We start from the raw sequence: 24,846 nt of genomic DNA, 5'->3' as shown, positions 1-24,846 counted from the left end.
GGTCGGGTCCTTCCATGGATCAAGTCTTTCGGGGTTGTGCGGGATGGGTGGTAATCCAATGCCGGGCAATGTCGGCGCGTCGGCACACCCACACCGCGTCACGCGTGGCGACGTGGTCAAGAAAGCGCGCGAGGCCCGCGGCCCGGCCCGGATGGCCGACGATCCGGGTGTGGAGGCCGACCGACATCATCTTCGGCGCGGTCGCGCCTTCAGCATAGAGCATGTCAAAGGCATCCTTCAGATAGACGAAGAAATCGTCGGCGGTCGCCATCGCGCCACGGATGAACTTGGCGTCGTTGTTGACCAGACCATAGGGGACGACCAGGTGCGGCTTGCCGACGACCGTGGTCCAGTACGGCAACTCGTCATTGTAGGCGTCGGAATCGTAGAGGAAGCCCCCCTCCTCGGCCACCAGCCGGCGGGTGTTCACTCCCGCGCCGTAGCGGCAATACCAACCGAGTGGTCGCTCGCCGATCGTCCGGGCCAGACTTGCCACTGTCTTGCGGATCCGCTCGCGCTCCTCATCCTCGCCAAGATGTTGATGCCGCTCCCAGCGCCAGCCATGGGCGCACACATCGTATCGATGCTCGCGGATGGCCGCTGCCGCTTCCGGATTGCGCTCCAGCGCAAGGGCGCACCCCATGACGGTGGCCGTCATGCCGCGCTCGGAGAGCAACCGGATCAGCCGCCAGAAACCGACGCGGCTACCATACTCGAACATCGATTCCGCAGCGAGATCGCGCCCGTCAAAGCCTCCCCCGCCGCCCTCCGTCAGCGCCGTCTCAGTGACGCCGTCGCCATCGGCAAACGAAGCCTCCGATCCTTCTTCGCAATTGACGCAGATGTTGAGTGCGACGCGAGCGGCGCCGGGCCATCTCGGATCCGGCGGATTGCGTCCATAGCCGACGAAATCGCGATCCTGGTCGGTTTGCGCGGTCATGACCATTACCTTCTACGAACCTGCCGGCGGCATAACGATGGTGACGGCGGCATCGGGACCGAAGAAGACATCATCGTTCTGCTGGCCGGTCACACCCATCGCCACCGCGAATTCCATAGGGGCGTCAAGCACGGTCATCGGATGATGCCACACATTGCGTGCGTAGGTGACGATCTGGTCGGGGCCAGCGATGAATCCGCGCAGCGTCGCCAGGTCGGGACCGCCGTCCGGCGTCGATGCGCAGACGATGGCCAGATAGCGCGTGGAACCTAGCGGCACGAAAGTCTGCGCCGAATAAGGATGCCGCTCGAGCGTGGTCAGCCGCAGCGGGAGCTGTCCGACCGCGGCCGCGCCGCTGATCCACAGCGAGAATGTTTGCGCCTCGTCGGCACGGTTCAGCATCGTCGGAAGGTAACGCCGTCGCTCACCGGTCGGGCGCGAAACCACGTCGCCGAAAGGACGAAAGGCCTCGGCGGACAGCGGCTCGAGCGACACTGTGTACGAAGGAGAATGATTCATTGAAGCTCTGGGACAGCCAACGATGCAGACGACACTCACCGGCTAGTAATACCAGTGGTATACCATTGGAGCTTAGAGGTACCGCCGTGTCAAGGGCGCGAGCCGTGACCTCTTCGCAGGGCAGCAATCGTGAGTAAGGGCCGGGACGGAATGCGGCGGACCCCGAACAGCCCAGCGCAGGTCGGCGAACTCACAGCGGCGGCATTCAGCTGTGGCTGTCGGGTAAGAAAATCCCGAACGTTTCCAACATCCCCTGGCGGACGTTGGTCAGATGCTGGATCATCGCGTGGCGCGCCACTACTGCGTCTCGCTTGATGATGGCATCGACGATCGCGAGGTGTTCGCGACACGCGGGCAACAACCGCTCGGGACGGCGCTCCACATTGCACATCCTGATCTTGCGGCGGGTCTCTCCGATCAGCGTGGCGAGAGAGCGGTTGCCGCAGTGGCTCGCAATCTGGTCGTGAATCTCGTCATCCAGCGTCCAGTGCTTGGCTTTGGTGACCTCGGCGGTGGACAGGATCTTCTCCAGGCTAGCCTTGATCGGTTGCAGCACATCAAGGCCGATACGCGTTGCAGCAAGCGAGGCCGCCTCGCTTTCCAGAATGAGGCGCAGATGAATCAACTCGAGGAGCTCGGCGATACCGATGTTGCGAACGATCACCGAGCCATTCGAAAGCTGCTCCAGCCTGCCCTCGCCGAGCAGACGGCTGATTCCGGCACGTAGCGGAGTGCGCGACACCTTGAGGCGAAGCGCAAGCCGTCGCTCCTCGATGACCTCGCCGGGCGTAAGTTGCCGTGTTTCAATCAAGTCCAGAAGCTTCCGATAGGTCGTTTCGGTGACGTTACCATCCGACCGCAGACGCTTCGGTGCCTCCGCCGCAGCCGCGCGCAGAACGTTTGTTGCGGATTTTGGCTTGCGCGCGGTCGACTTCGTCACGTTCATTCCTCGGGAGACAGTCTGGCAGATCGGTAGTCATGCAACTGCGGCTTGTCGAGGTGCTTCGCGTTCGCGGCTTATCCCGCACCGTGATGGGACATCCGACGCTTGCCGCTGCACCGCGACGGGATGCTTCCGCCGGAATTGCTGCGCAAGAACCGTGCATATTGCTGAAATGAATGGCTTGCAAGAGTTAGGCAAGACGGACGGTCTTGACTCTGCCTTTGCGATGAACCTGGTGTATCCGCATGGGATACCGCTGGCATGTACGATCAGCCACAGGCAGCGTGTTAGCTGAGTAAATTGGCACTGGGACCGTCCGCTCGCCAATTTGCAGAGCATCAGTCTCAGATAACCGTTGCTCGATCAGCCGTCCCCGGCAGTGCCGCACATGTTTTCAAATGCTTTTTTTGTTGGAGGGATAGAGACCGGAAACAAACTCTCTCCTCCGGCCCTCGACACAGGCAAGTCGGTAGGGAGAGGAACGCGAAATTCGCTTCACGAGTCGACCAGACTCTTCGCTCTCAACCACGGCTGGCATTCAGCGGATCTTTCGGCTTTAACAATGGCTTACCGCACGTGCTAACGGCCCCTATGTCCTTAGTGCAATCCTTCGTGGTTTTGTCTTGTATGCCGGCCAAGCCAGCTTACTTTCGGAGTGGTTAGCACTCGCTGGCTTCGATTGCTATTTCATCGAAAATAACGCAACTCGAAAAAATAGGAGGAGACCATGAAATTCCGTCCCCTTCACGACCGCGTCGTGGTCAAGCGCATCGACGCAGAAGAGAAGACCGCTGGCGGCCTCATCATTCCCGACACTGCCAAGGAAAAGCCCTCCCAGGGCGAAGTCGTCGCCGTTGGCCCGGGTGGCCGCGACGAAGCCGGCAAGCTGATCCCGATCGACTTGAAGGTCGGTGATCGCGCGCTGTTCGGCAAGTGGTCAGGCACCGAGGTCAAGATCGACGGCCAGGAACTGCTGATCATGAAGGAGAGCGACATCATGGGCGTTCTCACCGAGGTGGCTTCCAAGAAGAAGGCCGCCTAGTCCACCGCTCGCGCCGCTTACCCCTGAGGAGCGCCTGCCGGCGCCTCAAAGGGTGAGACGCAAGTAAAAACTCAGGGAAACCCAATATGTCAGCCAAAGAAGTCAAATTCGGCGTCGATGCCCGCGACCGCATGCTCCGCGGTGTCGACATCCTCCACAATGCGGTGAAAGTGACGCTCGGCCCGAAGGGCCGCAACGTCGTGCTCGACAAGTCGTTCGGCGCTCCCCGCATCACCAAGGACGGCGTCACCGTCGCCAAGGAAATCGAGCTCGACGACAAGTTCGAGAACATGGGCGCCCAGATGGTGCGCGAAGTCGCCTCAAAGTCCGCTGACGCGGCTGGCGATGGCACTACCACTGCGACCGTCTTGGCGGCTGCGATCGTCCGTGAAGGCGCCAAGTCGGTTGCCGCGGGCATGAACCCGATGGATCTGAAGCGCGGTATCGACATGGCTGTGGAGGCCGCGGTCGCCGACCTCGTCAAGAACTCCAAGAAGGTCACCTCGAACGAGGAGATCGCCCAGGTCGGCACCATCTCGGCTAACGGCGATGCGGAGATCGGCAAGTTCATCTCGGACGCCATGAAGAAGGTCGGCAACGAGGGTGTCATCACCGTCGAGGAAGCCAAGTCGCTCGAGACCGAACTCGAAGTTGTCGAGGGCATGCAGTTCGACCGCGGCTATATCTCGCCCTACTTCGTCACCAACGCCGAAAAGATGCGCGTTGAAATGGATGATGCCTACGTCCTGATCAATGAGAAAAAGCTATCTCAACTGAATGAATTGCTTCCCTTGTTGGAAGCCGTGGTGCAGAGCGGCAAGCCGCTTATCATTATCGCCGAAGACGTCGAAGGCGAAGCGCTCGCGACCCTGGTCGTCAACCGTCTGCGCGGCGGCCTGAAGGTCGCGGCCGTCAAGGCTCCGGGCTTCGGCGATCGCCGCAAGGCCATGCTGCAGGACATCGCGATCCTGACTGGCGGCCAGGCGATCTCGGAGGACCTCGGCATCAAGCTCGAGAACGTGACGCTCAACATGCTCGGTCGCGCCAAGAAGGTGATGATCGACAAGGAGAACACCACGATCGTCAGCGGCGCCGGCAAGAAGGCCGACATCGAGGCGCGCGTGGCGCAAATCAAGGCGCAAATCGAGGAGACCACCTCGGACTACGATCGTGAGAAGCTCCAGGAGCGTCTCGCCAAGCTCGCGGGCGGCGTCGCGGTGATCCGCGTCGGCGGCGCGACCGAGGTCGAGGTGAAGGAGCGCAAGGACCGCGTTGACGACGCGATGCATGCGACCCGCGCGGCTGTCGAGGAAGGCATCCTGCCGGGCGGCGGCGTTGCCCTGCTCCGTGCTTCCGAGCACCTCAAGGGCATTCGCACCAAAAATGATGACCAGAAGACCGGCGTCGAGATCGTGCGCAAGGCGCTGTCTTACCCGGCCCGCCAGATCGCGATCAACGCCGGCGAGGATGGCTCGGTCATCGTCGGCAAGATCCTCGAAAAGGATCAGTACGCCTACGGCTTCGATTCGCAGACCGGCGAATACGGCAATCTGGTCTCCAAGGGCATCATCGATCCGACCAAGGTGGTTCGTGTGGCGATCCAGAACGCGGCGTCCGTCGCAGCGCTCCTGATCACCACCGAGGCCATGGTGGCCGAAGTGCCAAAGAAGAACACCGGCGCGGGTGGCATGCCTCCCGGAGGCGGCGGCATGGGTGGTATGGGTGGTATGGACTTCTAAGTCCGACATTCAGAACTCAACAGAAGGCTCGGCAGCGACGTCGGGCCTTTGCTGATTTCCCGGCAGTCAGCCGGGGTCCAACGCTGGCGCACCGGGAACTATTTCCCGTGAGTTCTGCTCCGTTGCGATTCGTGCGGTGCCGGCATGTCGACCAATGGGAAAGACAAATCGGGCCGTGTTCGCATCCGCTGTTCCGCGGCGACGGAGAGCGGCATGTCCCCCGATGCAAAAACCTTCTATTTGGATACGGTTGAGAGCGCGGTTCTCAATGGTTTGCGGGCCGAACTGCGTGCACCAAAAGTTATTGCGGAGTACGCGCGTGCTTATCTTGCAGAGCGAAAGCGCCTCGCAATCACATCGAATGCGAAAAGGCAGCGCCTCGAACAAGAGCTTGGACAGTTGAATCGGGAAATCGAACGACTGGTGGATGCGATCGCCAAAGGGCACGGCGATCCATCCATTCTCGGTCTGCGATTGACCGCCCTCGGTGCCGAGCGCGAGCGAATATCTGACGAGTTGCGGCGTGAACCGCCAACCTCGAAGGAGGTCGCGCTGCATCCAACCATTCTCAAGCGATACGAGGAACAGCTAGGTCGGCTCGAGGAGGCGCTAACGAAGGGTATCCTCCGTGCGGGCGACGGAGAGGCGGCGGAAGCCATCAGAGACCTGATCGACACGGTCACCGTCTTCCGCGATCCAGGACGCTTGGGTGGCGTAACGGTGGAGATAGCAGGCCGGTTGAACGCCCTGTTGGGCGAAAAAGCCTTCCCAAACCAGGTCAAAGGGGTGTGGGGAAAGATGGTAGCGGGGGAGCGCTACCGCCTTTCCCCACACCAGCCAAACCTACGATATCTCATCCAATCCTTCGCCTGAGGCAGTTTGTGAGCACCTCAACTGGGCTCATGGCGCGAGCTGTTTGGGAAAGCGTTGACCGCCGGCCCTGTCAGCCGACGCTTTCAAATTCCGACGCGCGGGATGGAGAAGACAGATCTTGCAGCGCCGAGACGACACCGCGACGCACGACGAGGCGTCGATAATTTGAAATAAAAAGTGAAGAGAAAAGCGGGGATATTCCTCAAAGCTGACTTGATCTGTTCCTTCGCTGACTCCCTCAGGCGCTAGTAAGTGATGAGTAAGCAGCAATGACTGATCAGCAATTAGCCTTGGAAGCGATTAACGACGCGCAACTCATACTGGAAGAATACCTTCGGCCCTGTCCCAAGGATAATGCGCGTATCCTTGAAAAGCTGGTGGAAGTTCTCGAACGGCCTGCATTGATCGTTGCAGTCGGTCGATTGCAGCAACGCAGCAATTGAGCGCAGCCCATGAGCAAACCCCTTCAATCGTTTGCTCTAACAGTTGGCATTGCCGCGCTCTCATCGCTCGAAATGACTAGTGTGCACGCTAAGCAGCAATGCAGCGCCACCATGCCGCCAAATCCGCAAGGACAATGGTGGTCCTATCGTCTCATCGACGGACGAAAATGCTGGTACGCAGGCAAGCCGATGCTATCGAAAGCATTGCTGGAATGGCCCACAGAGCGGCTTCCCGAATTCGGGTCTCGCGGAGAAGCTCCAGGCATTGTCAATGCTGACAAGCCCGGCAATCCCTTAGATGCCCAAGCGTTGGCACTGAAAGAGGGCTTTGACACTTTTGAAGGGCGATGGCGTGCTAGGATCTCCATCTCCAACACTGGGCACGACTGACCGATACGAGCGACGAACAGATGTTCCGGAGGGCGCGAAACGATTACAGCGGTGATATGCCGCCGCGACAGGGCAAACGTTCACAAAGGCATCTCGTGGGGCTTCAACCAGCGAGAAGCAAAGCCGGACAAGAAAGGCCGGCGACGGCGGTGAGGGAAAACCGCCCCCGAGCCGGTCGCTTGCGCAACCCTCCTCCATGATCTCTCGGCATAGCGCCGGCGTACGAGGCGAAGGAGCGCCTCGAGTCGGCGCGATGCCACCAGCTTTCTCCAAACGGCCGCAATTCAACATAGTACTTGAAACTGGTGAACTTGCTCGCGCCCGTAACGATTGCGATCGCCGGCACGCGCTTGGCAGCAAGATATTTTGCCACGGCAGTGTTGCCTGCGGTACCGAGCTGGCTGAACATGAACGCGACTTCGTCGCCTTCGACGAGCGCAGCTGCCTTCCCGCGTGATGGTCGCCGGGTCTGGTTATATGGATAGCTGGTTATATGGATAGACCGGACCGACGGACCCCGTAGTCGTTTTTGTTCCGAAGCCGACTGCGTCGCTCGCTCACTACGTGAGCAATTACCGATAGCCCGAGAGGCGCTAGACCAAATCATTTTGGACTTCGCCGACCGGCCGACACCACGGGTTAAACGGTAAGGCTGGCGGCTGACGCCTCATTATTGTGGATTAGAAATCCGCTGCTCGATCCATTGAGCTACGGGCGCGACGGTCCGTTGCCGATGAAAAGTCGCCGGGATGGCTAGACACTCCGTTAAAAACCTTTGGTCCATCTGCGGTCCGTTGTGGCGCCGAGACAAAATTAAATAATTGATTTTGTTGAAGGGTGGGACTTCCGCCGGGCCCACCACGAAATCAAATGGTTTATGTTTGCTGAACAAGCGAATGCAGCGCCTTCACCGCGGCTTCCCGGCTCTCCATAGGGAGAAACAGACTGACCGAATGCGGCGACAACACGTACGTATCGGGGACGATCCCGTGACTCCTGAGAACCTGCAATGCCCTGAACGGCAATTCCGAGGAAACGCCGCCGAAGCAGGTGAGGCTCACCGAGCTCGACGCCTCGCGCCGCTTGCGCAGGTCCTTGGCGTGCTCCAGCGTGCGCGACAGAGCATCCAACCACTCCATATCGCAGGCCAAGGTCATGCTGGTTTTTCCTGCGGCGAAGTGTGATGCAAGGAGCTGCGGCCAGGACAAGCTGTTTTGCTTGAGATGCTGCGCGAGTTTCTCGAAACCGTGATTGAGATCGCTGGAATCGATTTCCACATGCTCGATGCGAGCTATCGAGTTGACGGCCAGAACCTTCCCATTTTCCATGCCCAAAACCTCTTTCATCACTTGCGTGCTGTGCTCGACGCCACCCCACTGCTTGAGAACCAGAGGCACATCCTGACTTTGCGCCAGCTCGACGCTGCGAAAATGTAGGATCTTTGCGCCCCAGAAGCACATCTCCGACAGGGATGCGAAGTTCACCTGCCGCAGGGGCCTTGCATCCGGCACGACGCGGGGATCGGCCGAACATATTCCGTCGACCTCCTTGATGATTTCACAGCGTTCGGCCTTCAGCGCCGCAGCCATCGCGACGGCCGTGGTGTCGCTGCCGCCCCGGCCGAGTGTGGTGATTTCTTTGGTCGCCGCGTTCACGCCCTGAAATCCTGCCAGCACCACAACGCGGCCGCGATCGAGCTCCTCACGCACGCGAATGGGCCGAACATCCAGAATGCGTGCGGAGGAATGGGAGTCGTCGGTCATCACGCCCGCCTGGCTGCCGGTGAAGCTGATCGCAGGCACGCCGAGATCGGAAAGCGCCATGCTCATCAGGGACATGCTGATGCGCTCACCAGTCGTCAGCAGCATATCGAGCTCGCGGCGGTTGGGAGTTGGGCTGACCTGATACGCCATCTGGATCAACTGGTCGGTGGTCGTACCCATGGCGGAGACGATCGCCACGACACGATGACCGCGGCCGTGCAGGTCGGCGAGACTGCGCGCAACCGCGCGAATCTTCGCCGGTGTTTCGAGGCAGACACCACCATATTTCTGCACGATGATGGGATGGTTGCTCATCTAACCTCGCTCGGAAGCCTTGCTCGCCTCGCCCATCGAACCGACACCGCCTATCCATGTGCCGACGACCTCAAAATTCGCATTAAATGCGACAAGATCCGCGCGGTATCCCGGCGCGATCCGTCCAAGCTCGGCCCCAAGGCCCAGAAATGCCGCGGGCGTCCGGGACGCCATGATAAGGGCATCGATCAGGGAGATTCCGATGAGGGCAACAGCGTTGCGTACCGCCTCGATCATGGTGAGGTGAGCGCCCGCGAGTGTGCCGTCTGGACCAGTCAGGCGATTGTCGTGCAACATGATCTGCCGTCCTTGCAGCAGGAATTGCCGGTCGTCCGTGCCTACCAATGGCATGGCATCGGTGACCAGCATCAATCGATCGCGTCCCTTGCAGCGGAAGGCAATACGCAAACCGGCGCGGTCAACGTGGATGCCGTCACAGATGATCCCTGCAAACAACCGGTCATCCTCCAGCGCGACACCCACCAAGCCCGGCTCTCGGGCGTTCAACTGCGACATGGCATTGAACAGATGGGTCACCCCCGAGACACCGCGATCGACCGCCTGTCCGATTTCGGCTGCGGTGGCGTCGCTGTGGCCGGCCGCGATACGCAGTCCGGCGCCGATCAATTCGTCGATCATGGACGCGGGCACGCATTCCGGGGCCAAGGTCACAATGGAGCGGCCGCGGTCCCCGAAGCTTTTGATGGCGGCGAGGTCGCGCCGATCGGGCACGCGTATCTCGGCTTCCGGATGAATGCCCTTGCGAGACCTGTTGAGGGCCGGACCTTCCAGATGAAAGCCGAGCACGCCAGGAATATCGAGGCACCCCCGAGCTGCTACGGCCAATCGTTCGATGACCTCGGGTCGATCGGTGATGAGGGTTGGCAAGCAGCCCGTGGTCCCGGCCTTGCGGTGCGCCTCGACGATGCGCCGAACGCCGGCCTCCGTCGGTTGGTCGTTGAGAAGAACGCCACCGCCTCCGTTCACCTGGATGTCGATGAATCCGGGTGCAAGGATCGCGTGTCGGGGAAGGCGTATTGAGGCCCCGGCTGCCTCATCGAAGCCGATGCTTTCAATCCGTCCCTGCGAGATCCTGACCGACCCCGGCCCGCGCATGTCGGTCCCATCAAAGATGTGGTGTGCGGCAATCGTGAGAGAGACAGAACCAGCCTGGTCCATCAGTATCGATCCGGTAATGGCCGTCACGGACTCGTGAGGCGAGTCTGCCACAAGAGTTCATATGTACGCTGCGAGGGCCTCGTGCGGACCCGAAGCGAAACCTTCGCGTTAACTTTCCATGGGAACAAAAGGTACCACGTATCTCGGCATCGATGGGGGCGGAACCCGCTGTCGCGCCCGGATAGACGAAAACGCCACGGCGCTCGGTGAGGCCAGCTCGGGGCCTTCCACGACACGGATTGGCGTCGACAAGGCCTGGCGGTCCATCATGGAGGCCACCGAAGCGGCGGCCACCCAGGCCGGGCTGAGCCGCGAGGATTTCGCGCAAATGCACGCCGGAATTGGCCTTGCTGGCATTGGCCGCCGGGGCGCGAAAGCGGCGCTCAGCCAGATCGCGCATCCCTTTGCGTCCGTTAACTTCATCAGCGACGGCCTCGCGGCCTGTCTTGGCGCCCATAGCGGCGCGGACGGGGCTATCGTCGTGGCCGGCACAGGCTCGGTCGGTGTCGGCCTGATCGACGGCCGCGAGATCCGTCTCGCCGGTTACGGTTTTCCCGCGTCGGACGAAGGCAGCGGCGCCGACATCGGCCTGCAGGTTATCCGACTGGCGCTGCGGGCTGCGGATCGCCGCCGCGACCTGCGTGCCAGCCTGAGGCGTCCTGACGCAAACGCAACAGCCGGCGCGTTACTGGCGGCGCGAGGGCGCCTCGACCTGCCCACGCCGGCCGCCCGAGAGAGAAACTGACCATGAACAGGCTCCGAAGTTCCGCGTTTGATGGCGCTTGGATCAACAGTATGGCCACCGAAGACGTCGATCTGAGATTTGCCGACCTTGACGCATGGCCGCTGATGTCAGCGATGGAAGCGATGTGGGAGGGTCAGCTTGCGGCGGTCGCTGCGATCGGTCACGCCCTCCCCTCTATCACCGCGGCGACCGAAGCGGCACAAGCGGCGCTGGGCGATCACGGTCGCCTTGTATATGTCGGCGCCGGCACCTCTGGACGCGTGGCAGTCCAGGACGGCGCCGAGCTGACGCCGACCTTCGCCTGGCCCAAAGAGCGCGTCCGCTTCATCGTCGCCGGCGGAGACAGTGCCTTCGTCACCAGCATCGAGGGTGCGGAGGATGACATCGATGATGCGGTCGCACAGATCAATGCCGCGCGGCTCACACCGCATGATGTGGTGATTGCGGTAGCCGCCAGCGGGACGACGCCGTTCACGGTCGCGGCGCTGCAGCAGGCAGGCTCGTGCGGTGCAGTGACGGTCGGTGTCGCCAACAACCCTGGCACCGCACTGCTGGCATCGGCCAAGTTTTCGATCCTGATCGAGACCGGCCGCGAGCTGATCGCCGGCTCCACGCGGATGAAGGCGGGCACTGCGCAGAAGGTTGTGCTCAACCTGATCTCCTCAGGAATCATGCTGCGTCTTGGGCGGGTGTATCGCGGCATGATGGTGAACATGCAGCCAACCAATGCCAAGCTGAAGCGGCGCGCCGAGGCCATGGTGGTGCAAATCGCGCATTGCGATCCGTCGCACGCGGCACGCTCGCTGGAGCAGGCCGAAGGAGACGTCAAGACGGCGGCCCTTCTGGCGCTGGGTATCAGCAGAACTGATGCCGAGACCATTTTGCAGGACGGCGACGGCAATCTCAGGCGCGTGTTTGCCGAGCTCGCCACGGATCGGGACTCGCATCGTGACCGGCATTCCAAGGCACCCGCGCCACGCAAGCGAGGCGGAGCAGTTGAGCCATGACGACTTCCGCGATGGTGCGTGAAATCGGGGAAAGCGCCGATACCGTCGCGAAAATCGTTCGTAGCCGTCCCGCCACGCGCGACATCGCGCAGCGAATTGAGATTGGCTCCGTCCCCTTGTGCGTCGTCTGTGGTCGAGGAAGCTCCGGACATGCCGGGGTTTTCTTGAGATACCTTGTCGAGACGCGGCTTCGCCTTCCCGTTTCAGCAAGCGCTCCCTCGGTGATCACGGCATTTCGCACATCCTTGATGCTGCGCGATGCGCTGTTCATCGTGATCTCGCAATCCGGACGCAGCCCGGATCTCGTCGCGGCGACCAGGTCGGCGCGCGCCTCGGGCGCCCGCACCATTGCCGTCGTCAATGCGACGTCGTCACCGGTGGCTGACGAAGCGGAGTTCGTCGTTCCGATCGAAGCCGGCCAAGAACACTCCGTAGCGGCGACAAAGACCGTCATCGGCTCGATGGCCGCCAGTGCTGGACTGGTTGCCGAGCTGGCGCAAGATCGCGCGCTGCGGTCAGCCCTCGACAGGCTGCCCGAGCGCCTGCACCGTGCGCTGGCGCTCGACTGGTCCGAGATCGCTGATGATCTCACCAAGGCGTCAGCTGTGTTTGTGGCGGCTCGGGGCCTGGCCCTGGGCTCGGCGAAGGAGATCGCGCTCAAGCTTTCAGAAATCCTGCGCCTGCCCTCCATCGGCTTGAGCGCCGCCGAGCTGCAGCACGGGCCACGAGCCGCGCTATCGTCGCGCACGCCCGTCGTCATGATGCGCCTCATGGATGAAACGGCAGCCACGGTGGACGCGCTTGCAGAGGAGTTGCGTGAGCAAAAGATCGCGCTGCATCTCTGCGGCGGACCTCATGGCTCGATGCCCTGGTTGGCCGAGGATGACCCTGTCACCGACGCTATCACCATGCTCGTTCCGGCCTATCGGATGATCGAGCAGGCGGCATGCGCCCGTGGATTTGACCCGGATCACCCCCCTCGCCTGAGCAAGATTACCGAGACGTTTTGACAACTGGCTGATCGCCTGGCTAGCGACCAAAGCTGGAGCGCCGCACCGGTTTCGCACCTAGAAACGGCGGTCGGTGCGTGGTTCAATCTTCAGGAAGCCTCGGACTTTTCAGACAAACGGAAGTCGGAAATCGAGGCGGCGCGCTGTGCCGGCAAGCTGCCAAAGAAAATGACGATGCGGAAGCGTTCTACAATCGAGGATCTTCTCGACGATTGGAGCAAGTCGGTTTGAGTTCAAGGCGTTAACCTCTGCCTCACAGGCTTCGTGCCGTAAATGTATTTCTGCCATTCTGTACCGACCGCAATCGCGCGAATCCGCGGCGAAGTTGCGTGCCGAAATCCGCGCCGCCAAGCGGCTCGGCGTAGCCGAGCCTGCGCGAGAACTTGAGGCGATAGCGACTGCTACGCCGACATCGATCGGCAAACCGGAGTTCCGAGCCTTCTATAATTATGCGAAATCAGCTCGCGGCCATCATATGGCGCTTTCGATGATAGCGACACTCTCGGCGGCGTTCACTTGGGCGCAGGAAAGCATCCTGTGGCGTCTAGGGCCCAACCCGCGGGAAGGCATGGAGTTCGATCATCCGGACGGGCGGATCGTCCAAGTTGCGACGCCCGAATTTTCCGCTTGGGTCGCTGCAGCTGATGCAATTGATCGACCTTCGATCGGCGACAGCTTTCATCTGGCGTTGTTCACTGGGCAGCGCCAGACTGACCGTCTAATCATGCGGAATGAGAGCGACATCGAAGGCCGCCACATGTTCCGCCAGAGCAAGACAGGCGAGCTTGTCGACATCAAAGAGGCGCCCCAACTCAGCGCGCGGCTGAATGCCTCGCGTGCACGCGTAAAGGAGCTCAAGCTCCGGCTTCAATTGGATAAGGTGCCTCCCGAGCTCGTGGTCAACGAGGACAATGGTGAGCCTTATGACGAGAGCACTTATCGGCATTGGGTGTCGACCGCCCGAGCCGTCGCAGTCTTCGGCTTTCTCGCGCGCGATAGCGCGCGCCAAGCGATTGTCCGCGCAGAGCGACTGAATGCCGAACTGACCAAGATCTCCGACAAGCTATTCGCTCCATTTCCTCTCGATGAAGAGAACAAGGCGCAGCGCGCTCGGGCGGTTGATCAGCGTAAGCGCGTCCTGTCAGAATGGCTGGATGCGCAGGCCGCACACGACAGCAATGGCGATGAGACCGCATGGCGACTAAAGCCTTGCCCCGCTCTGATGTTCGTCAACGGCGCCGGCGACCTCGACCAGAAGCACGACCAAGACCTGCGGGATACCTGCGTCATGCTGCTCGATCGGGCTGGCTGCGACTTACTGACGATCTGCGACATCACTGGGCATTCATATCGAAGTGCGCAGACCATCATGAAGCACTACCGGGCCCGAAATGCGGCTCGCGCTGGCTCCGGCATCGACAGGCTCGAACTGCAGGTTCGAAAGGAAGGAATGAAGGGCTGAACGGACAGCGGCAGAATTTCGTTTGCCCGGTTGCGCCTTAAGCTCGCAGGTCGCCAAGAGGCGGTGTGTCGCGCAATCAATCCCGCCACGCTTTCCGCCTTCCTACGGCGAGGCGTACGCTCCATCTCTGCCCGCGCTGTCCGCAAACAAACCGTCTGCGCCCGGTGCGATGAATGACGCCCCAAATATCTGAGACGTCGCACAGCGTGCGACGTGCGACCACCAAAAGCGTCGCACAACACTCGGTTTGTTCTGTCGAAGGAATGAAAAAAGCCCTTGCGGGCCAATCTCTTAAGGATGGTGGGCGCACCAGGGCTCGAACCTGGGACCCGCTGATTAAGAGTCAGCTGCTCTACCAACTGAGCTATGCGCCCGAAAGGCGGTCAAATGCCTTGCGAGGCCGGTCGTTTAGCAAAGCGATCCGGGTCTGGCAAGCGATGCGGTGAAGGTTTTTCCACAGTCCCCAAAAAGCGAAAAGCCGCTGGATTCCAGCGGCTTCGCCAAGGTTAATCCCCGTAAAATCCGCGGTGGCTCAGAGCCGGCCCTCCCGGTCCCGGTCCGGAGCGTCGTCACGGTCGAAACGATCGCGGCGGAAGTGCTCCATGCCGCGTTCCATCATCCGGTCCATGCCCCGTTCCATGAAGTGCCGGGACGGGCCGTCCTCGCCGCCGCCGAACGGGCCGCGGTGACGGGTCAGCATGGCGAGGCGCCGCTTCTGGCCCTCGTCGAGCGTCTTGTAGAGCGGATCTGCGGCATCGGCGATCTTCTTCAGGGCGGCGGAGGCCGCGCCCATGTCCTCGGCGCGCTGGCGCAGGCGGGCGACCGGATCCTCCGGCTTGTCGGCATCGCCGGGACCGGCATTCATGCGCGCATTGGCGCGGTCGATGCGCAGCTTGGCGAAGTCGCGCACGGCGGCCTCGACCGGCGGCCACAGCTTCTCCTGATCGGCGTTGAGCTTGAGCCCGGCATGGACGGCAGCGATCCGCGCGTCGACGAAGGCGGCACGGTCTTCGGGATTCATGCGGATGTGGCGGAAGTGCTCCATCCACGGACGATGATATTGGGCATAGACCGCGCCCGAGCCGGCGATGCTGAGCGCGGCGATGGCGGCGACGGTGAACTTCCTCATGACGAGCCTCCTCTGGAAGGATGGGCGTGAGGATGAGCGCCAAGCGGCTGACGCGCAACTTACAACTTGGACAGGGAGCACGTTCTTACGGAGATGTAACTACCGTGAATGTCCGTTCAGATGCACACTGAAACGATTTGCAACAGAAAGGGCTTCCGTGCCGGCACGGAAGCCCTTTGTTCATGCATTATATATCCGTGCACGACCTAGTCATCTGGAACGCAAGTTCGTCACATTAGTTGATAGCTCGAATCTCTACAGAGGAGAGAGCTTGTGGCGAATGCAGGTGAGCGAGGCCGGCCGATCGCGCCGTTGGTGCTTAGTCCGCCGGAGCGGGCGTACTTGGAGAGACAAGTTCGTCGTCATCGCGTTGCCCGATCGCTATCTGAGCGCTGCCGCGCGATCCTGCGGTGTGCGGATGGCTTGCCAAGCAAGTCTGTGGCTGTCGAACTCGGCCTCCACGAACACACCGTCGGCAAGTGGCGCCGCCGATTTTTGAAGGATCGCTGTGATGGCCTGCTTGACGAGGCCCGCCCGGGCCGCCCTCGAACCATCAACGACGATCAGGTTGCTGAGGTAATTGAGCGGACATTGCGTACAACGCCACCCGACGCGACGCACTGGTCGATCCGCTCAATGGCTGCGGAAACTGGCTTTTCCCACACCACGATCCGCCGAATGTGGACGGCGTTCGGCCTGCAGCCGCACCGCAGCCAGACATTCAAGCTGTCGAGCGACCCGCTGTTCGTCGACAAGGTCCGCGATATCGTCGGCCTTTACCTTTCCCCACCGAACCGAGCCCTTGTCCTCAGTGTCGATGAGAAAAGCCAGATCCAGGCCCTGGATCGCGAGCAGCCGGTCCTGCCGATGATGCCGGGCGTACCGGAACGGCGCACGCACAGCTATGTGCGGCATGGTACGACCTCGCTGTTTGCCGCGCTCGATGTCGCCTCTGGATTCGTCATCGGCAAATGCTACAAGCGCCACCGGGCAGTCGAGTTCTTGAAGTTCCTCAAAGAGATCGACGCTCAAGTCCCTGAAGGGATCGATGTCCATATCGTCATGGACAACTACGCCACTCACAAAACACCCAAGATCAAAGCGTGGCTCGCCCGTCGGCCGCATTATCATGTCCACTTCACGCCGACTTCCGCGTCATGGATCAATCAGGTCGAACGCTGGTTCGCTGAGCTCACCCGAAAGCAGATCCAGCGAGGTGTTCACACCTCCGTCAGGCAGCTCGAGGCCGACATCCGTACCTTCATCGACCTGCACAACAAAAATCCCAAGCCCTTCAAATGGACCAAGTCCGCAGACCAGATTTTGGCTTCCGTCAAACGCTTCTGCCACAAAGCCCAGCAGACTTTATGTGGCGAACTTTAGATTCACGTGACTAGTTTGTCGCGCGCTTAGTTGGTCGCGCTCTTGGCTTCCTTCTGGAACTCGTCGATCAGCGGCTGGCCGACGCGGCTTGCGGCATCCTTGTAGACCGGCTCCATCGCCTTCCGCATCGCGGCATCCTGCTCCGGCGTCAGCTTGATGATCTCGCTCTTGCCGCTCTTCTTGATCTCGGCGAGCGCGTCGTCGTTCTCCTTCTGCGACTGCGCGTTGTTGAAGTCGGTTGCTTCCTTCATCGCCTTTGAGAGCTGGTCGCGGATATCGGCCGGCAGGTCGTCCCAGAACTTCTTGTTCACGATCACGACGTAGCCGATGTAGCCGTGATTGGTCTCGGTGATGTACTTCTGCACCTCGTGCATCTTCTGGGTATAGATGTTCGACCAGGTGTTCTCCTGGCCGTCGACGACGCCGGTCTGCAGCGCCTGGTAGACTTCCGAGAACGCCATCACCTGCGGCAGCGAGCCGAGCGCCTTGAACTGGGCCTGGAGCACGCGCGAGGACTGGATGCGGAACTTCACGCCCTGATAATCGGCGGGAGTAATCAGCTTCTTGTTGGCGCTCATCTGCTTGAAGCCGTTGTCCCAGTAAGCGAGACCAGTGATGCCCTTCGGCTCGAGCAGCTTGAGCAGCTTGGCGCCGAGCGGGCCTTCCGTCACCTTCCGCAGCGTCTTCAGGTCGGGAAGGATATAGGGCAAATCGAACACCTCGAACTCGCGGATGCCGAGCGGGCCGAACTTGGAGTTCGACGGCGCCAGCATCTGCACGCTGCCGAGCTGGAGCGCCTCGAGCTCTTCCTTGTCCTTGTAGAGCGTCGAGTTCGGGTAAACCTCGACCTTGACCTTGCCGTTCGTGTACTTCTCGGCGAGCTCCTTGAACTTCTCCGACGCCTTGCCCTTCGGCGTGTCGGTCGCGACCACGTGGCTGAACTTGATGATGATCGGCGATTGGGCCGAGGCCGGCCCGGTCAAGCCAAGATTCAGACCAAGTGCCAGTGCCGTAATAGACGCGGCGATCGCGAAGCTACGCATAATCTCTCCCTTGTTATTCTCTTGGGCGGCCCAGTGTGAGCGGCCTAGCCTCTATGCGAGAGCATCAATAGCGGCTGGGAGAGACAGCCGCTATTGGCCCTTAGCAGGGCAGCTATTCACCATGAATGCTGCTGCGCCCCCTCTCCCGCTTGCGGGAGAGGGTTGGGGAGAGGGTCTCTCAACAGTGGGACTCCCCTAGAGGAGAAAACCCTCGCCCGCCGCCCTTCGGGCGTCGGCCTCTCCCGCAAAGCGGGAGAGGCGAAGTCAGCAACGTCAGCTCGCCGCCGCCGTCGTCACCGTGTCGCGCTGGCGCTTCATGACGATCTTGTTGAGCGCGCCGAGATACGCTTTCGCGGAAGCCACCAGCGTGTCGGGATCCGCCGCGCGCGCCGTCATCGAGCGGCCGTCCTGCGACAGGCGCACCGAGACTTCCGCCTGCGCGTCGGTGCCTTCGGTCACCGCGTGGACCTGATACAGCTCGAGCTTGGCCTCGTGCGGCACCAGGCGCTTGATGCAGTTGAACACGGCGTCGACCGGACCGTTGCCCTCGGCCTCCTCGATCTTGATCTGGCCGTCGACGTCGAGCTTCATGGTGGCGCGCTGCGGGCCATGGGTGCCGGCGATCACGGTCAGCGAGGTCAACTTGATGCGGTCGTGCGAAGCCGCCATCTCCTCGTCGACCAGCGCCTCGATGTCCTCGTCGTAGATGTCCTTCTTGCGGTCGGCGAGCGCCTTCATCCGCGTGAACGCATCTTCCAGCTGGTTCGGCCCGAGCTTGTAACCCATCTCCTCCAGCTTGTGCACGAAGGCATGGCGGCCGGAGTGCTTGCCCAGCACCAGCGAGGACTGCTTCAGGCCGACCATTTCGGGCCGCATGATCTCGTAGGTGGAGGCGTCCTTCAGCACGCCGTCCTGGTGGATGCCGCTCTCATGCGCGAACGCGTTCCGGCCGACGATGGCCTTGTTGTACTGGACGGGAAACGAGGTCGCCGCCGACACCACCTTCGAGGCGCGAGTCAGCTGCGTGGTGTCGATCTTGTTCCAGTACGGGAATTTGTCGTTGCGCACGTTGATCGCCATCACGATCTCTTCGAGCGCGGCGTTGCCGGCGCGTTCACCGATGCCGTTGATGGTGCACTCGACCTGGCGCGCGCCGCCGACGATGCCGGCCAGCGAGTTCGCCACGGCCATGCCGAGGTCGTTATGGCAGTGCACCGAGAACACCGCTTTATCTGAATTCGGCACGCGCTCGATCAGCGTCTTCATGAAGTGGGTGTATTCCTCCGGCACCGTGTAGCCGACGGTGTCGGGGATGTTCACCGTGGTGGCGCCGGCCTTGATGACCGCCTCGACGATACGGCACAAGAAATCCATCTCGCTGCGGGTGCCGTCCTCGGCCGACCATTCGACGTCGTCGATCTGGTTGCGGGCGCGCGCGACCATCGCGACCGAGGTCTCGATCACCTGCTCCGGGGTCTTGTTGAGCTTCACCCGCATGTGCAGCGGCGAGGTCGCGATCACGGTGTGGACGCGGCCGCGCTTGGCGAATTTCACGGCTTCGGCGCAGCGGTCGATGTCGGCCGGATGGGCGCGGGACAGGCCGGCGATGACGGAGTTCTTCGAGCGGCGCGCGATCTCGCTGACCGCCTGGAAGTCGCCTTCGGAGGTGATCGGGAAGCCGGCTTCGATGACGTCGACACCCATATCATCCAAGAGCTCGGCGACCTCGAGCTTCTCCTCGAAGGTCATGGTGGCGCCGGGGCACTGCTCGCCGTCGCGCAAGGTGGTGTCGAAAATGATGACGCGGTCCTTGTCGGACTTGTTCGCGGGGGCCATTTCAAATTTCCTTTTGAGCTTTGGCGCCCTTCATCTGCCTTGAGCGCCTGAGGTTGTCCGGTGATCTCGTACCAACCCCTGAGTGCCCAGGCGCGTGGCGCCCAGCCGGCCCTCAGGGGCAAGTAAGAAGAAGGCCGCCAATAAGGAGGGTGGGCAGCAGCGCGGCCGGGATCGTGGCGGCGGCCAGAGCCACCTCCCCCGAAATCCCATCGATTTGGCCGCGAATCAGCATTGCCAGACCCTTTTAAGCCCCAAATCCTCGGTCAAAACCGTTGACGGTTGGTTGCCGGGAGGCTCGATGCGTTTGTTTCTAGACGAGAAACGGGCGCAACTGCAACGCCAAAAGATGGTCAGGGGAGCTGACCTGATTGCGGGCGCCCAGGCGTTCCGGCTCGTGCCCCCCAACTCCGTCATCCTTCGAGGCACGTTCAGCGTCGCAGGCGCGCCACCGAACGCGCACCTCAGGGTAACGGTGATGGATTGGCGCTCGCGGTGGCCTCCGCGATTGCGAGCAAGGGGCGACGTCAGGCTATCCCGCGCGGCGAGCGCGAGCCCGGGTCTCCCAGCGGTTCAGCATCTGGCCGAGCTCGCCGGTGGCCACGGGCGCTGCCGGCCTGGTGCTCGATATCTCATTGGTGTTGGCGGGCGCGGTGGCGCGGTCCCAGTCCGGCTTTGCATAGCCGCGCATGCGGCGCGCCTGCGCATGTCGCTTGCGGGAGATCTGGTCGCGCGTGAAATAGCCGGCCGCGAACGCGATCCCGAGCAATACGATCAATATGACAACGCCACCCACGACCAACTCCGACCTGCGCCCCGGGACATTTTGTGCGCGGCAATAAGTTCGAAATCAAGGCTTGAAATGCCGGAGGCCGTGTTCGCGGAATCTTTCTGAGGAGAACGAATAGTCGTTCACATGTTGCGAGCAACCATATGCAGGTTTCCTGCGCGGCGCTGCCGGCGTTTTAGACAGACTTGCGACGAAATCACGACATCGCCCCCGCAATCGCCCAAAGCATGCAAAACCGGCTCTCGCAACTGACTGCGGACCGCATTAACCTCCGCTCCTGCTCGGCCGGATCAACCGGCCAGCCGAACATGATCGGGAGGACGCGATGACACGCCAAGAGGCTCGTGACCACGAGCAGCGTGACCGGGATGCTGCGCTTTCACGACGAACGCTTGTTCAGGGACTTGCATTCGGTGCCGTGGCCACTGCGGCTGCAACCGGCTCCGCGCTGGCGCAGACGGGACCAGCCGCACCACCAACGACAATCACCACCCCACCGCGCGATTTCAGCCCCCGCGGTGCGCCGACCACCTATTTCTGGGACCCCGACATCCTCGCGGTCGATCCATCCTTCAACGATCTCGCCCAGCCCAACACCGCGATCAAGCGCCTGTACACCGGCCTGTTGTGGGCCGAAGGTCCGGCCTGGAGCGCGCAAGGACGGTATCTGCTGTGGAGCGACATTCCCAACAACCGGCAGATGCGCTGGAGCGAGGACGACGGCCATGTCAGCGTGTTCCGCTCGCCCTCCAACAATTCCAACGGCAACTCGTTCGACTTCCAGGGCCGCCAGCTCTCCTGCGAGCATCTGACGCGCCGGGTGACACGCTACGAGCATGACGGCACCGCGACCGTGCTCGCCGATTCCTATCAGGGCAAGCGGCTGAACTCGCCGAACGACATCGCGGCGCATCCCGACGGCAGCTATTGGTTCACCGACCCGCCCTATGGCGGGCAGCTCTATGAAGGCGAGCCCGATGGTCCGGGCGGCCCGAGCAATACGAGCGGCAAGCTCAATCCGCGGATCGGACAGCCGGCCGGCTTCGCGCCGGGCAAGCGCGAGCTGCCGACCAATTGCTATCGCATCGATCCCTCGGGCCGCATCGACCTCGTCGTCACCGAGGAGCAGGTGCCCGACCCGAACGGCTTGTGCTTCTCGCCCGATTTCAAGAAGCTCTACATCGCCTCGACCGGCAAGGGACCGGGCGACACCGGTCCCGGCGGCAAGGGCGAGATTTTCGTGGCCGACGTTGGCACGGACAACAAGCTGTCCAACGTCAAGAGGTTCAGCGATTGCGTGATCGACGGCGTGAAGTGCGGACCGGACGGCCTGCGCTGCGACGTCAACGGCAATCTCTGGGCCTCCAGCAATGCCGGCCGCGCCGTCGGCTATAACGGCGTCACGGTGTGGTCGCCGGAGGGCAAGCTGCTGGGCCGCATTCGCCTGCCGGAGGTCTGTGGCAACATCACCTTCGGCGGCCCCAAGCGCAACCGCCTGTTCATGGCCGCGAGCCAGTCGCTCTATGCGGTGTATACGGCAACGCAAGGCGCCGGGCCGGGCTGAGGCAGCGCGCAACTCCAACGCGGCGCCGGCGTGCCTCGCCGGCGCCGAATTGTTTGGATAGTCCTTTCGATGCAAAAGAGACCGTCAAGGAACAAGCCATGCGTGTTGTGATCTGCGGCGGCGGCGTGATTGGAGCCTGCACGGCGTATTTTCTTCGCCGCCATGGCATCGACGTCATCGTCGTCGAGCGGACCGAGGTCGCAGCCGCCGCATCGGGCAAGGCCGGCGGCTTCCTGGCGCGCGACTGGTGTGCGGGCTCGCCGCTCGATGCGCTGGCGCGCCGCAGTTTTACGCTTCACGCGCAACTGCCGGACGAGATCGCAGGCGACTGGGGTTATCGCCCGATGAGCGCGTATAGCGGCTTCGTTGCGTCCGCCGGCGATGCGCGCCGGACTGCGCCGTCCGCGCTGAGCTGGCTCAGCGACGGCGTCGTCATCGCGCAGCGGATCGGCACGCCGCAGACGACCGCGATCGCGCATCCCCACAAGTTCACGTCGGCGGTGATGAACGCCGCCCTCGCGCTAGGCGCCGAGCTTCGCTTCGGCCGCATCACCGGCATCGAGCGTGATGCGGACGGCACGCGTGCGAAAGGCGTCGCGGTCGATGGCGCCACCATCGCGGCCGATGCCGTCGTGGTCGCGATGGGACCGTGGTCGCTCCTCGCAGCACAATGGATGAGCCTGCCCGCTGTCTATGGCCAGCGCAGCCCGAGCATCGTCTACGATCTCGGTCCCAACGTGCCGGCCGATGCCTTGTTCCTGGAGCAGGAGGACGACGGCGGCGCCGTCTCGATCGAGGTCTTCCCACGCGCCGACGGCAGCACGCATATCACGGCCTTGTCCGACATCGCGCCGCTGCCGCTCGATCCGGCAGCCGTGACGCCAGACAGCGACGCGATCGCGCGACTGCAAGCCATGTCCGTGCGGCTCTCGCCCTTGTTCACCCCTGCGAAGATCATCGCGCAACAGGCCTGCTTTCGTCCCGTGACCCAGGACGGCTTGCCGCTGATCGGCAGGGTGCCGCAGAGCGAAGGTCTTTATGTTGCGACCGGACATAATGTCTGGGGCATCCTCAATGCGCCCGCGACGGGGGAAGCCATGGCACAGCTGATCGCCGAGGGCACAACGCGCGATGTGGACCTCGCGCCGTTCGATCCGAACCGGCTCCCGCCGCTCGATCCATCGCTGCTGCAAGCGCGCTGAACGCAGCAGCATCGCAGCTTTTCGCTCGACGCCTGTTATTTGCGCGCCTTCGACGCACACGCATGCCCATCGACGAAATCTGCATGCCTGCGCGTGCAACGCGTTGTTCGCGCCTCTCCTGCCTGCAATTTACGCAGCGATAGACTTTAGTCCCCTTCTCACATTCCTGAATGCGGTTTCACTTGCCGAGAATTCCTTCGCCGTTATAGTCGCGCCCCAATAGCTCAAAGAAGCTTGGTTCAAAGGGAGAGAACAACATGAATAAAGCACTCTCTGTTGCATTGCGAATGACGCTTGGTGCGGCCGCGACGGGCGCGGTGATGGCAGCCTCAGGCGCAGCACTTGCAGCCGATCCGCTTCGGATCGGTGTGATCGCGGAAGCGCAGGCGATTGCCGGCGCCTCCATCCCGCAAGCGGCGCAGCTCGCCGCCGACGAGATCAACGCCAGCGGCGGCGTCGACGGCCGCAAGATCGAGATCATCTCTTACGACAATCACTCCTCCTCGGCCGATTCCGTGCGTGCATTCCAGCGCGCGGTGAACGAGGACAAGGTCAACGCGGTCATCGCCAGCTATATCAGCGAGGTGGTGCTGGCGCTGGAGCCCTGGGCGTCGCGGCTGAAGACGCCGTTCGTCACGCCGGGTGCTGCCTCCAACGAGATCAGCAAGAGCGTCCACGCCGATTACGAGAAGAATAAGTACACCTTCCACGGTTACCTGACCTCGGCCGCGCTGGCGCTTTCGGTCTGCGATGCCGCCAAGGATCTGCTCGTCGACAAGATGCACATGAAGTCGGCCGTCATCATGAGCGAGGACGCCGCCTGGACCAAGCCGCTCGACATCGGTTACGAGGAATGCCTGCCCAAGATCGGGCTGAAGGTGCTCGACCACATCCGCTTCTCGCCTGATACCACCGACTTCACGCCGATCTTCAACAAGATCGAAGGCGCCAAGCCCGACGTGATCATCACCGGCATCTCCCATGTCGGCGTGCAGCCGACGGTGCAGTGGAAGAATCAGCAGGTGCCGATCCCGATGTTCGGCATCTCCTCGCAGGCCACCAACGAGACCTTCGGCAAGGACACCAACCAGGCCGCCGAGGGCGTGCTCTATCAGGGCGTCTCGGGACCGGGCGTCGCGGTGACGCCGAAGTCGGTGCCGTTCGCCGAAAACTTCAAGAAGAAGTTCGGCAACTATCCCTCCTATGCCGGCTACACCGCCTATGATGAGGTCTACTACATCGCCGACGCGGTGAAGCGCGCCGGCTCGACCGAAGCCGACAAGTTGGTCGCGGCGCTGGAGAAGACCGACTGGGAAGGCACGATCGGCCGCGTCCAGTTCTACGGCAAGGACGATCCGTTCACCCACTCGATCAAATACGGCAAGGGCCTGATCACGGGCTTGATGCTGCAATGGCAGGACGGCAAGCAGAGCGCGGTCTGGCCCAAGGACGTCGCCAAGGTCGACGTCAAGTTCCCGAGCTTCATCAAGCTCTCGAACTAGCAGGAACAGCTCCCGGGACCATCTCCCGGG

At 62.0% G+C, this 24,846-nt stretch carries 22 protein-coding genes, 1 tRNA gene and 1 pseudogene; 13 read left to right on the top strand and 11 right to left on the bottom strand.

Going from position 1 to position 24,846, the window contains the following annotated elements:
• Positions 1–19: 19 nt before the first annotated feature.
• The 3 genes from QA642_RS12190 to QA642_RS12180 all read right to left on the bottom strand — a co-directional run bounded on the left by QA642_RS12190 (position 20) and on the right by QA642_RS12180 (position 2,399).
• Positions 20–940: an allantoinase PuuE gene (locus tag QA642_RS12190; RefSeq protein WP_283084885.1), complete on the bottom strand. Its 921-nt coding sequence runs from the start codon at positions 938–940 to the stop codon at positions 20–22.
• 12 nt (positions 941–952) lie between these two features.
• Positions 953–1,459 (bottom strand): ureidoglycolate lyase, encoded by a 507-nt coding sequence (locus QA642_RS12185; RefSeq protein ID WP_283084884.1) that lies wholly within the window; start codon positions 1,457–1,459, stop codon positions 953–955.
• A gap of 205 nt (positions 1,460–1,664) precedes the next feature.
• Positions 1,665–2,399 (bottom strand): GntR family transcriptional regulator, encoded by a 735-nt coding sequence (locus tag QA642_RS12180; RefSeq protein WP_283084883.1) that lies wholly within the window; start codon positions 2,397–2,399, stop codon positions 1,665–1,667.
• Positions 2,400–3,129: 730 nt separating this feature from the next.
• Between QA642_RS12180 and QA642_RS12175 the strand changes: the two genes are divergently transcribed.
• The 5 genes from QA642_RS12175 to QA642_RS12155 all read left to right on the top strand — a co-directional run bounded on the left by QA642_RS12175 (position 3,130) and on the right by QA642_RS12155 (position 6,889).
• The gene (locus QA642_RS12175) at positions 3,130–3,444 is read left to right on the top strand and encodes a co-chaperone GroES (protein WP_283084882.1); all 315 of its coding nucleotides are present in this window, start codon (positions 3,130–3,132) and stop codon (positions 3,442–3,444) included.
• Between the two features lie 86 nt (positions 3,445–3,530).
• Positions 3,531–5,183, top strand: a complete 1,653-nt coding sequence (gene groL, locus QA642_RS12170; RefSeq protein ID WP_283084881.1) for a chaperonin GroEL — start codon at positions 3,531–3,533, stop codon at positions 5,181–5,183.
• 144 nt (positions 5,184–5,327) lie between these two features.
• Entirely contained in the window at positions 5,328–6,056 is a 729-nt protein-coding gene (locus tag QA642_RS12165; protein WP_349253835.1) for a hypothetical protein, read from the top strand.
• A 269-nt stretch (positions 6,057–6,325) separates the two neighbouring features.
• Complete coding sequence (locus QA642_RS12160; RefSeq protein WP_283084879.1) at positions 6,326–6,499, top strand: hypothetical protein; 174 nt, start codon at positions 6,326–6,328, stop codon at positions 6,497–6,499.
• 9 nt (positions 6,500–6,508) lie between these two features.
• Complete coding sequence (locus QA642_RS12155) at positions 6,509–6,889, top strand: hypothetical protein (RefSeq protein WP_283084878.1); 381 nt, start codon at positions 6,509–6,511, stop codon at positions 6,887–6,889.
• 289 nt (positions 6,890–7,178) lie between these two features.
• Here QA642_RS12155 and QA642_RS12150 read toward each other — a convergent pair.
• The 3 genes and pseudogenes from QA642_RS12150 to nagA all read right to left on the bottom strand — a co-directional run.
• Positions 7,179–7,325: pseudogene (locus tag QA642_RS12150) on the bottom strand (branched-chain amino acid ABC transporter substrate-binding protein); the annotation flags it as partial.
• A 439-nt stretch (positions 7,326–7,764) separates the two neighbouring features.
• Complete coding sequence (locus QA642_RS12145) at positions 7,765–8,967, bottom strand: aspartate kinase (RefSeq protein ID WP_283084877.1); 1,203 nt, start codon at positions 8,965–8,967, stop codon at positions 7,765–7,767.
• Positions 8,968–10,146: an N-acetylglucosamine-6-phosphate deacetylase gene (nagA, locus tag QA642_RS12140; protein ID WP_283084876.1), complete on the bottom strand. Its 1,179-nt coding sequence runs from the start codon at positions 10,144–10,146 to the stop codon at positions 8,968–8,970. It abuts the gene before it with no gap.
• A 118-nt stretch (positions 10,147–10,264) separates the two neighbouring features.
• Here nagA and QA642_RS12135 point away from each other — a divergent pair, with 118 nt between their 5' ends.
• The 4 genes from QA642_RS12135 (at position 10,265) to QA642_RS12120 (ending at position 14,370) form a co-directional block, all read left to right on the top strand.
• Positions 10,265–10,891 carry a BadF/BadG/BcrA/BcrD ATPase family protein gene (locus tag QA642_RS12135; protein ID WP_349253834.1) on the top strand — a complete coding sequence of 209 codons (627 nt, stop codon included), beginning with the start codon at positions 10,265–10,267 and terminating at the stop codon, positions 10,889–10,891.
• Between the two features lie 50 nt (positions 10,892–10,941).
• Positions 10,942–11,898: an N-acetylmuramic acid 6-phosphate etherase gene (locus QA642_RS12130; protein WP_283084875.1), complete on the top strand. Its 957-nt coding sequence runs from the start codon at positions 10,942–10,944 to the stop codon at positions 11,896–11,898.
• Positions 11,895–12,908: an SIS domain-containing protein gene (locus tag QA642_RS12125; protein ID WP_283084874.1), complete on the top strand. Its 1,014-nt coding sequence runs from the start codon at positions 11,895–11,897 to the stop codon at positions 12,906–12,908. Before QA642_RS12130 ends, QA642_RS12125 begins: the two co-directional genes overlap by 4 nt.
• Before the next feature lie 325 nt (positions 12,909–13,233).
• Positions 13,234–14,370, top strand: coding sequence for a hypothetical protein (locus QA642_RS12120; protein ID WP_283084873.1), 1,137 nt, complete (start codon positions 13,234–13,236; stop codon positions 14,368–14,370).
• A gap of 298 nt (positions 14,371–14,668) precedes the next feature.
• Here the strand turns inward: QA642_RS12120 and QA642_RS12115 are convergent.
• Both QA642_RS12115 and QA642_RS12110 read right to left on the bottom strand, forming a co-directional pair.
• A tRNA-Lys gene (locus QA642_RS12115) sits at positions 14,669–14,744 on the bottom strand.
• A gap of 158 nt (positions 14,745–14,902) precedes the next feature.
• Complete coding sequence (locus QA642_RS12110; RefSeq protein WP_283084872.1) at positions 14,903–15,499, bottom strand: Spy/CpxP family protein refolding chaperone; 597 nt, start codon at positions 15,497–15,499, stop codon at positions 14,903–14,905.
• A gap of 273 nt (positions 15,500–15,772) precedes the next feature.
• Between QA642_RS12110 and QA642_RS12105 the strand changes: the two genes are divergently transcribed.
• The gene (locus tag QA642_RS12105; RefSeq protein ID WP_080137402.1) at positions 15,773–16,882 is read left to right on the top strand and encodes an IS630 family transposase; all 1,110 of its coding nucleotides are present in this window, start codon (positions 15,773–15,775) and stop codon (positions 16,880–16,882) included.
• Positions 16,883–16,908: 26 nt separating this feature from the next.
• On the opposite strand, the gene QA642_RS12100 is transcribed toward QA642_RS12105, so the two are convergent.
• The 3 genes from QA642_RS12100 to QA642_RS12090 all read right to left on the bottom strand — a co-directional run bounded on the left by QA642_RS12100 (position 16,909) and on the right by QA642_RS12090 (position 20,554).
• The gene (locus tag QA642_RS12100; protein ID WP_283084871.1) at positions 16,909–17,925 is read right to left on the bottom strand and encodes a TRAP transporter substrate-binding protein; all 1,017 of its coding nucleotides are present in this window, start codon (positions 17,923–17,925) and stop codon (positions 16,909–16,911) included.
• 273 nt (positions 17,926–18,198) lie between these two features.
• Positions 18,199–19,761, bottom strand: a complete 1,563-nt coding sequence (locus QA642_RS12095; protein WP_027560443.1) for a 2-isopropylmalate synthase — start codon at positions 19,759–19,761, stop codon at positions 18,199–18,201.
• A 529-nt stretch (positions 19,762–20,290) separates the two neighbouring features.
• Complete coding sequence (locus tag QA642_RS12090; RefSeq protein ID WP_283084870.1) at positions 20,291–20,554, bottom strand: hypothetical protein; 264 nt, start codon at positions 20,552–20,554, stop codon at positions 20,291–20,293.
• Between the two features lie 319 nt (positions 20,555–20,873).
• Between QA642_RS12090 and QA642_RS12085 the strand changes: the two genes are divergently transcribed.
• The 3 genes from QA642_RS12085 (at position 20,874) to QA642_RS12075 (ending at position 24,816) form a co-directional block, all read left to right on the top strand.
• Entirely contained in the window at positions 20,874–22,112 is a 1,239-nt protein-coding gene (locus QA642_RS12085; RefSeq protein ID WP_283084869.1) for an SMP-30/gluconolactonase/LRE family protein, read from the top strand.
• A 98-nt stretch (positions 22,113–22,210) separates the two neighbouring features.
• Positions 22,211–23,314, top strand: coding sequence for an FAD-dependent oxidoreductase (locus QA642_RS12080; protein ID WP_283084868.1), 1,104 nt, complete (start codon positions 22,211–22,213; stop codon positions 23,312–23,314).
• Positions 23,315–23,601: 287 nt separating this feature from the next.
• A complete protein-coding gene (locus QA642_RS12075) occupies positions 23,602–24,816 on the top strand; it encodes an ABC transporter substrate-binding protein (protein ID WP_283086861.1) in 1,215 nt (404 codons plus the stop codon).
• The last annotated feature ends 30 nt before the right edge of the window (positions 24,817–24,846 follow it).

The organism is Bradyrhizobium sp. CB2312, from assembly GCF_029714425.1.
In the GTDB taxonomy this organism is placed as follows: domain Bacteria; phylum Pseudomonadota; class Alphaproteobacteria; order Rhizobiales; family Xanthobacteraceae; genus Bradyrhizobium.
Note: the sequence above shows the minus strand (reverse complement) of the source record. Positions and strands in the feature narration are given on the sequence as shown.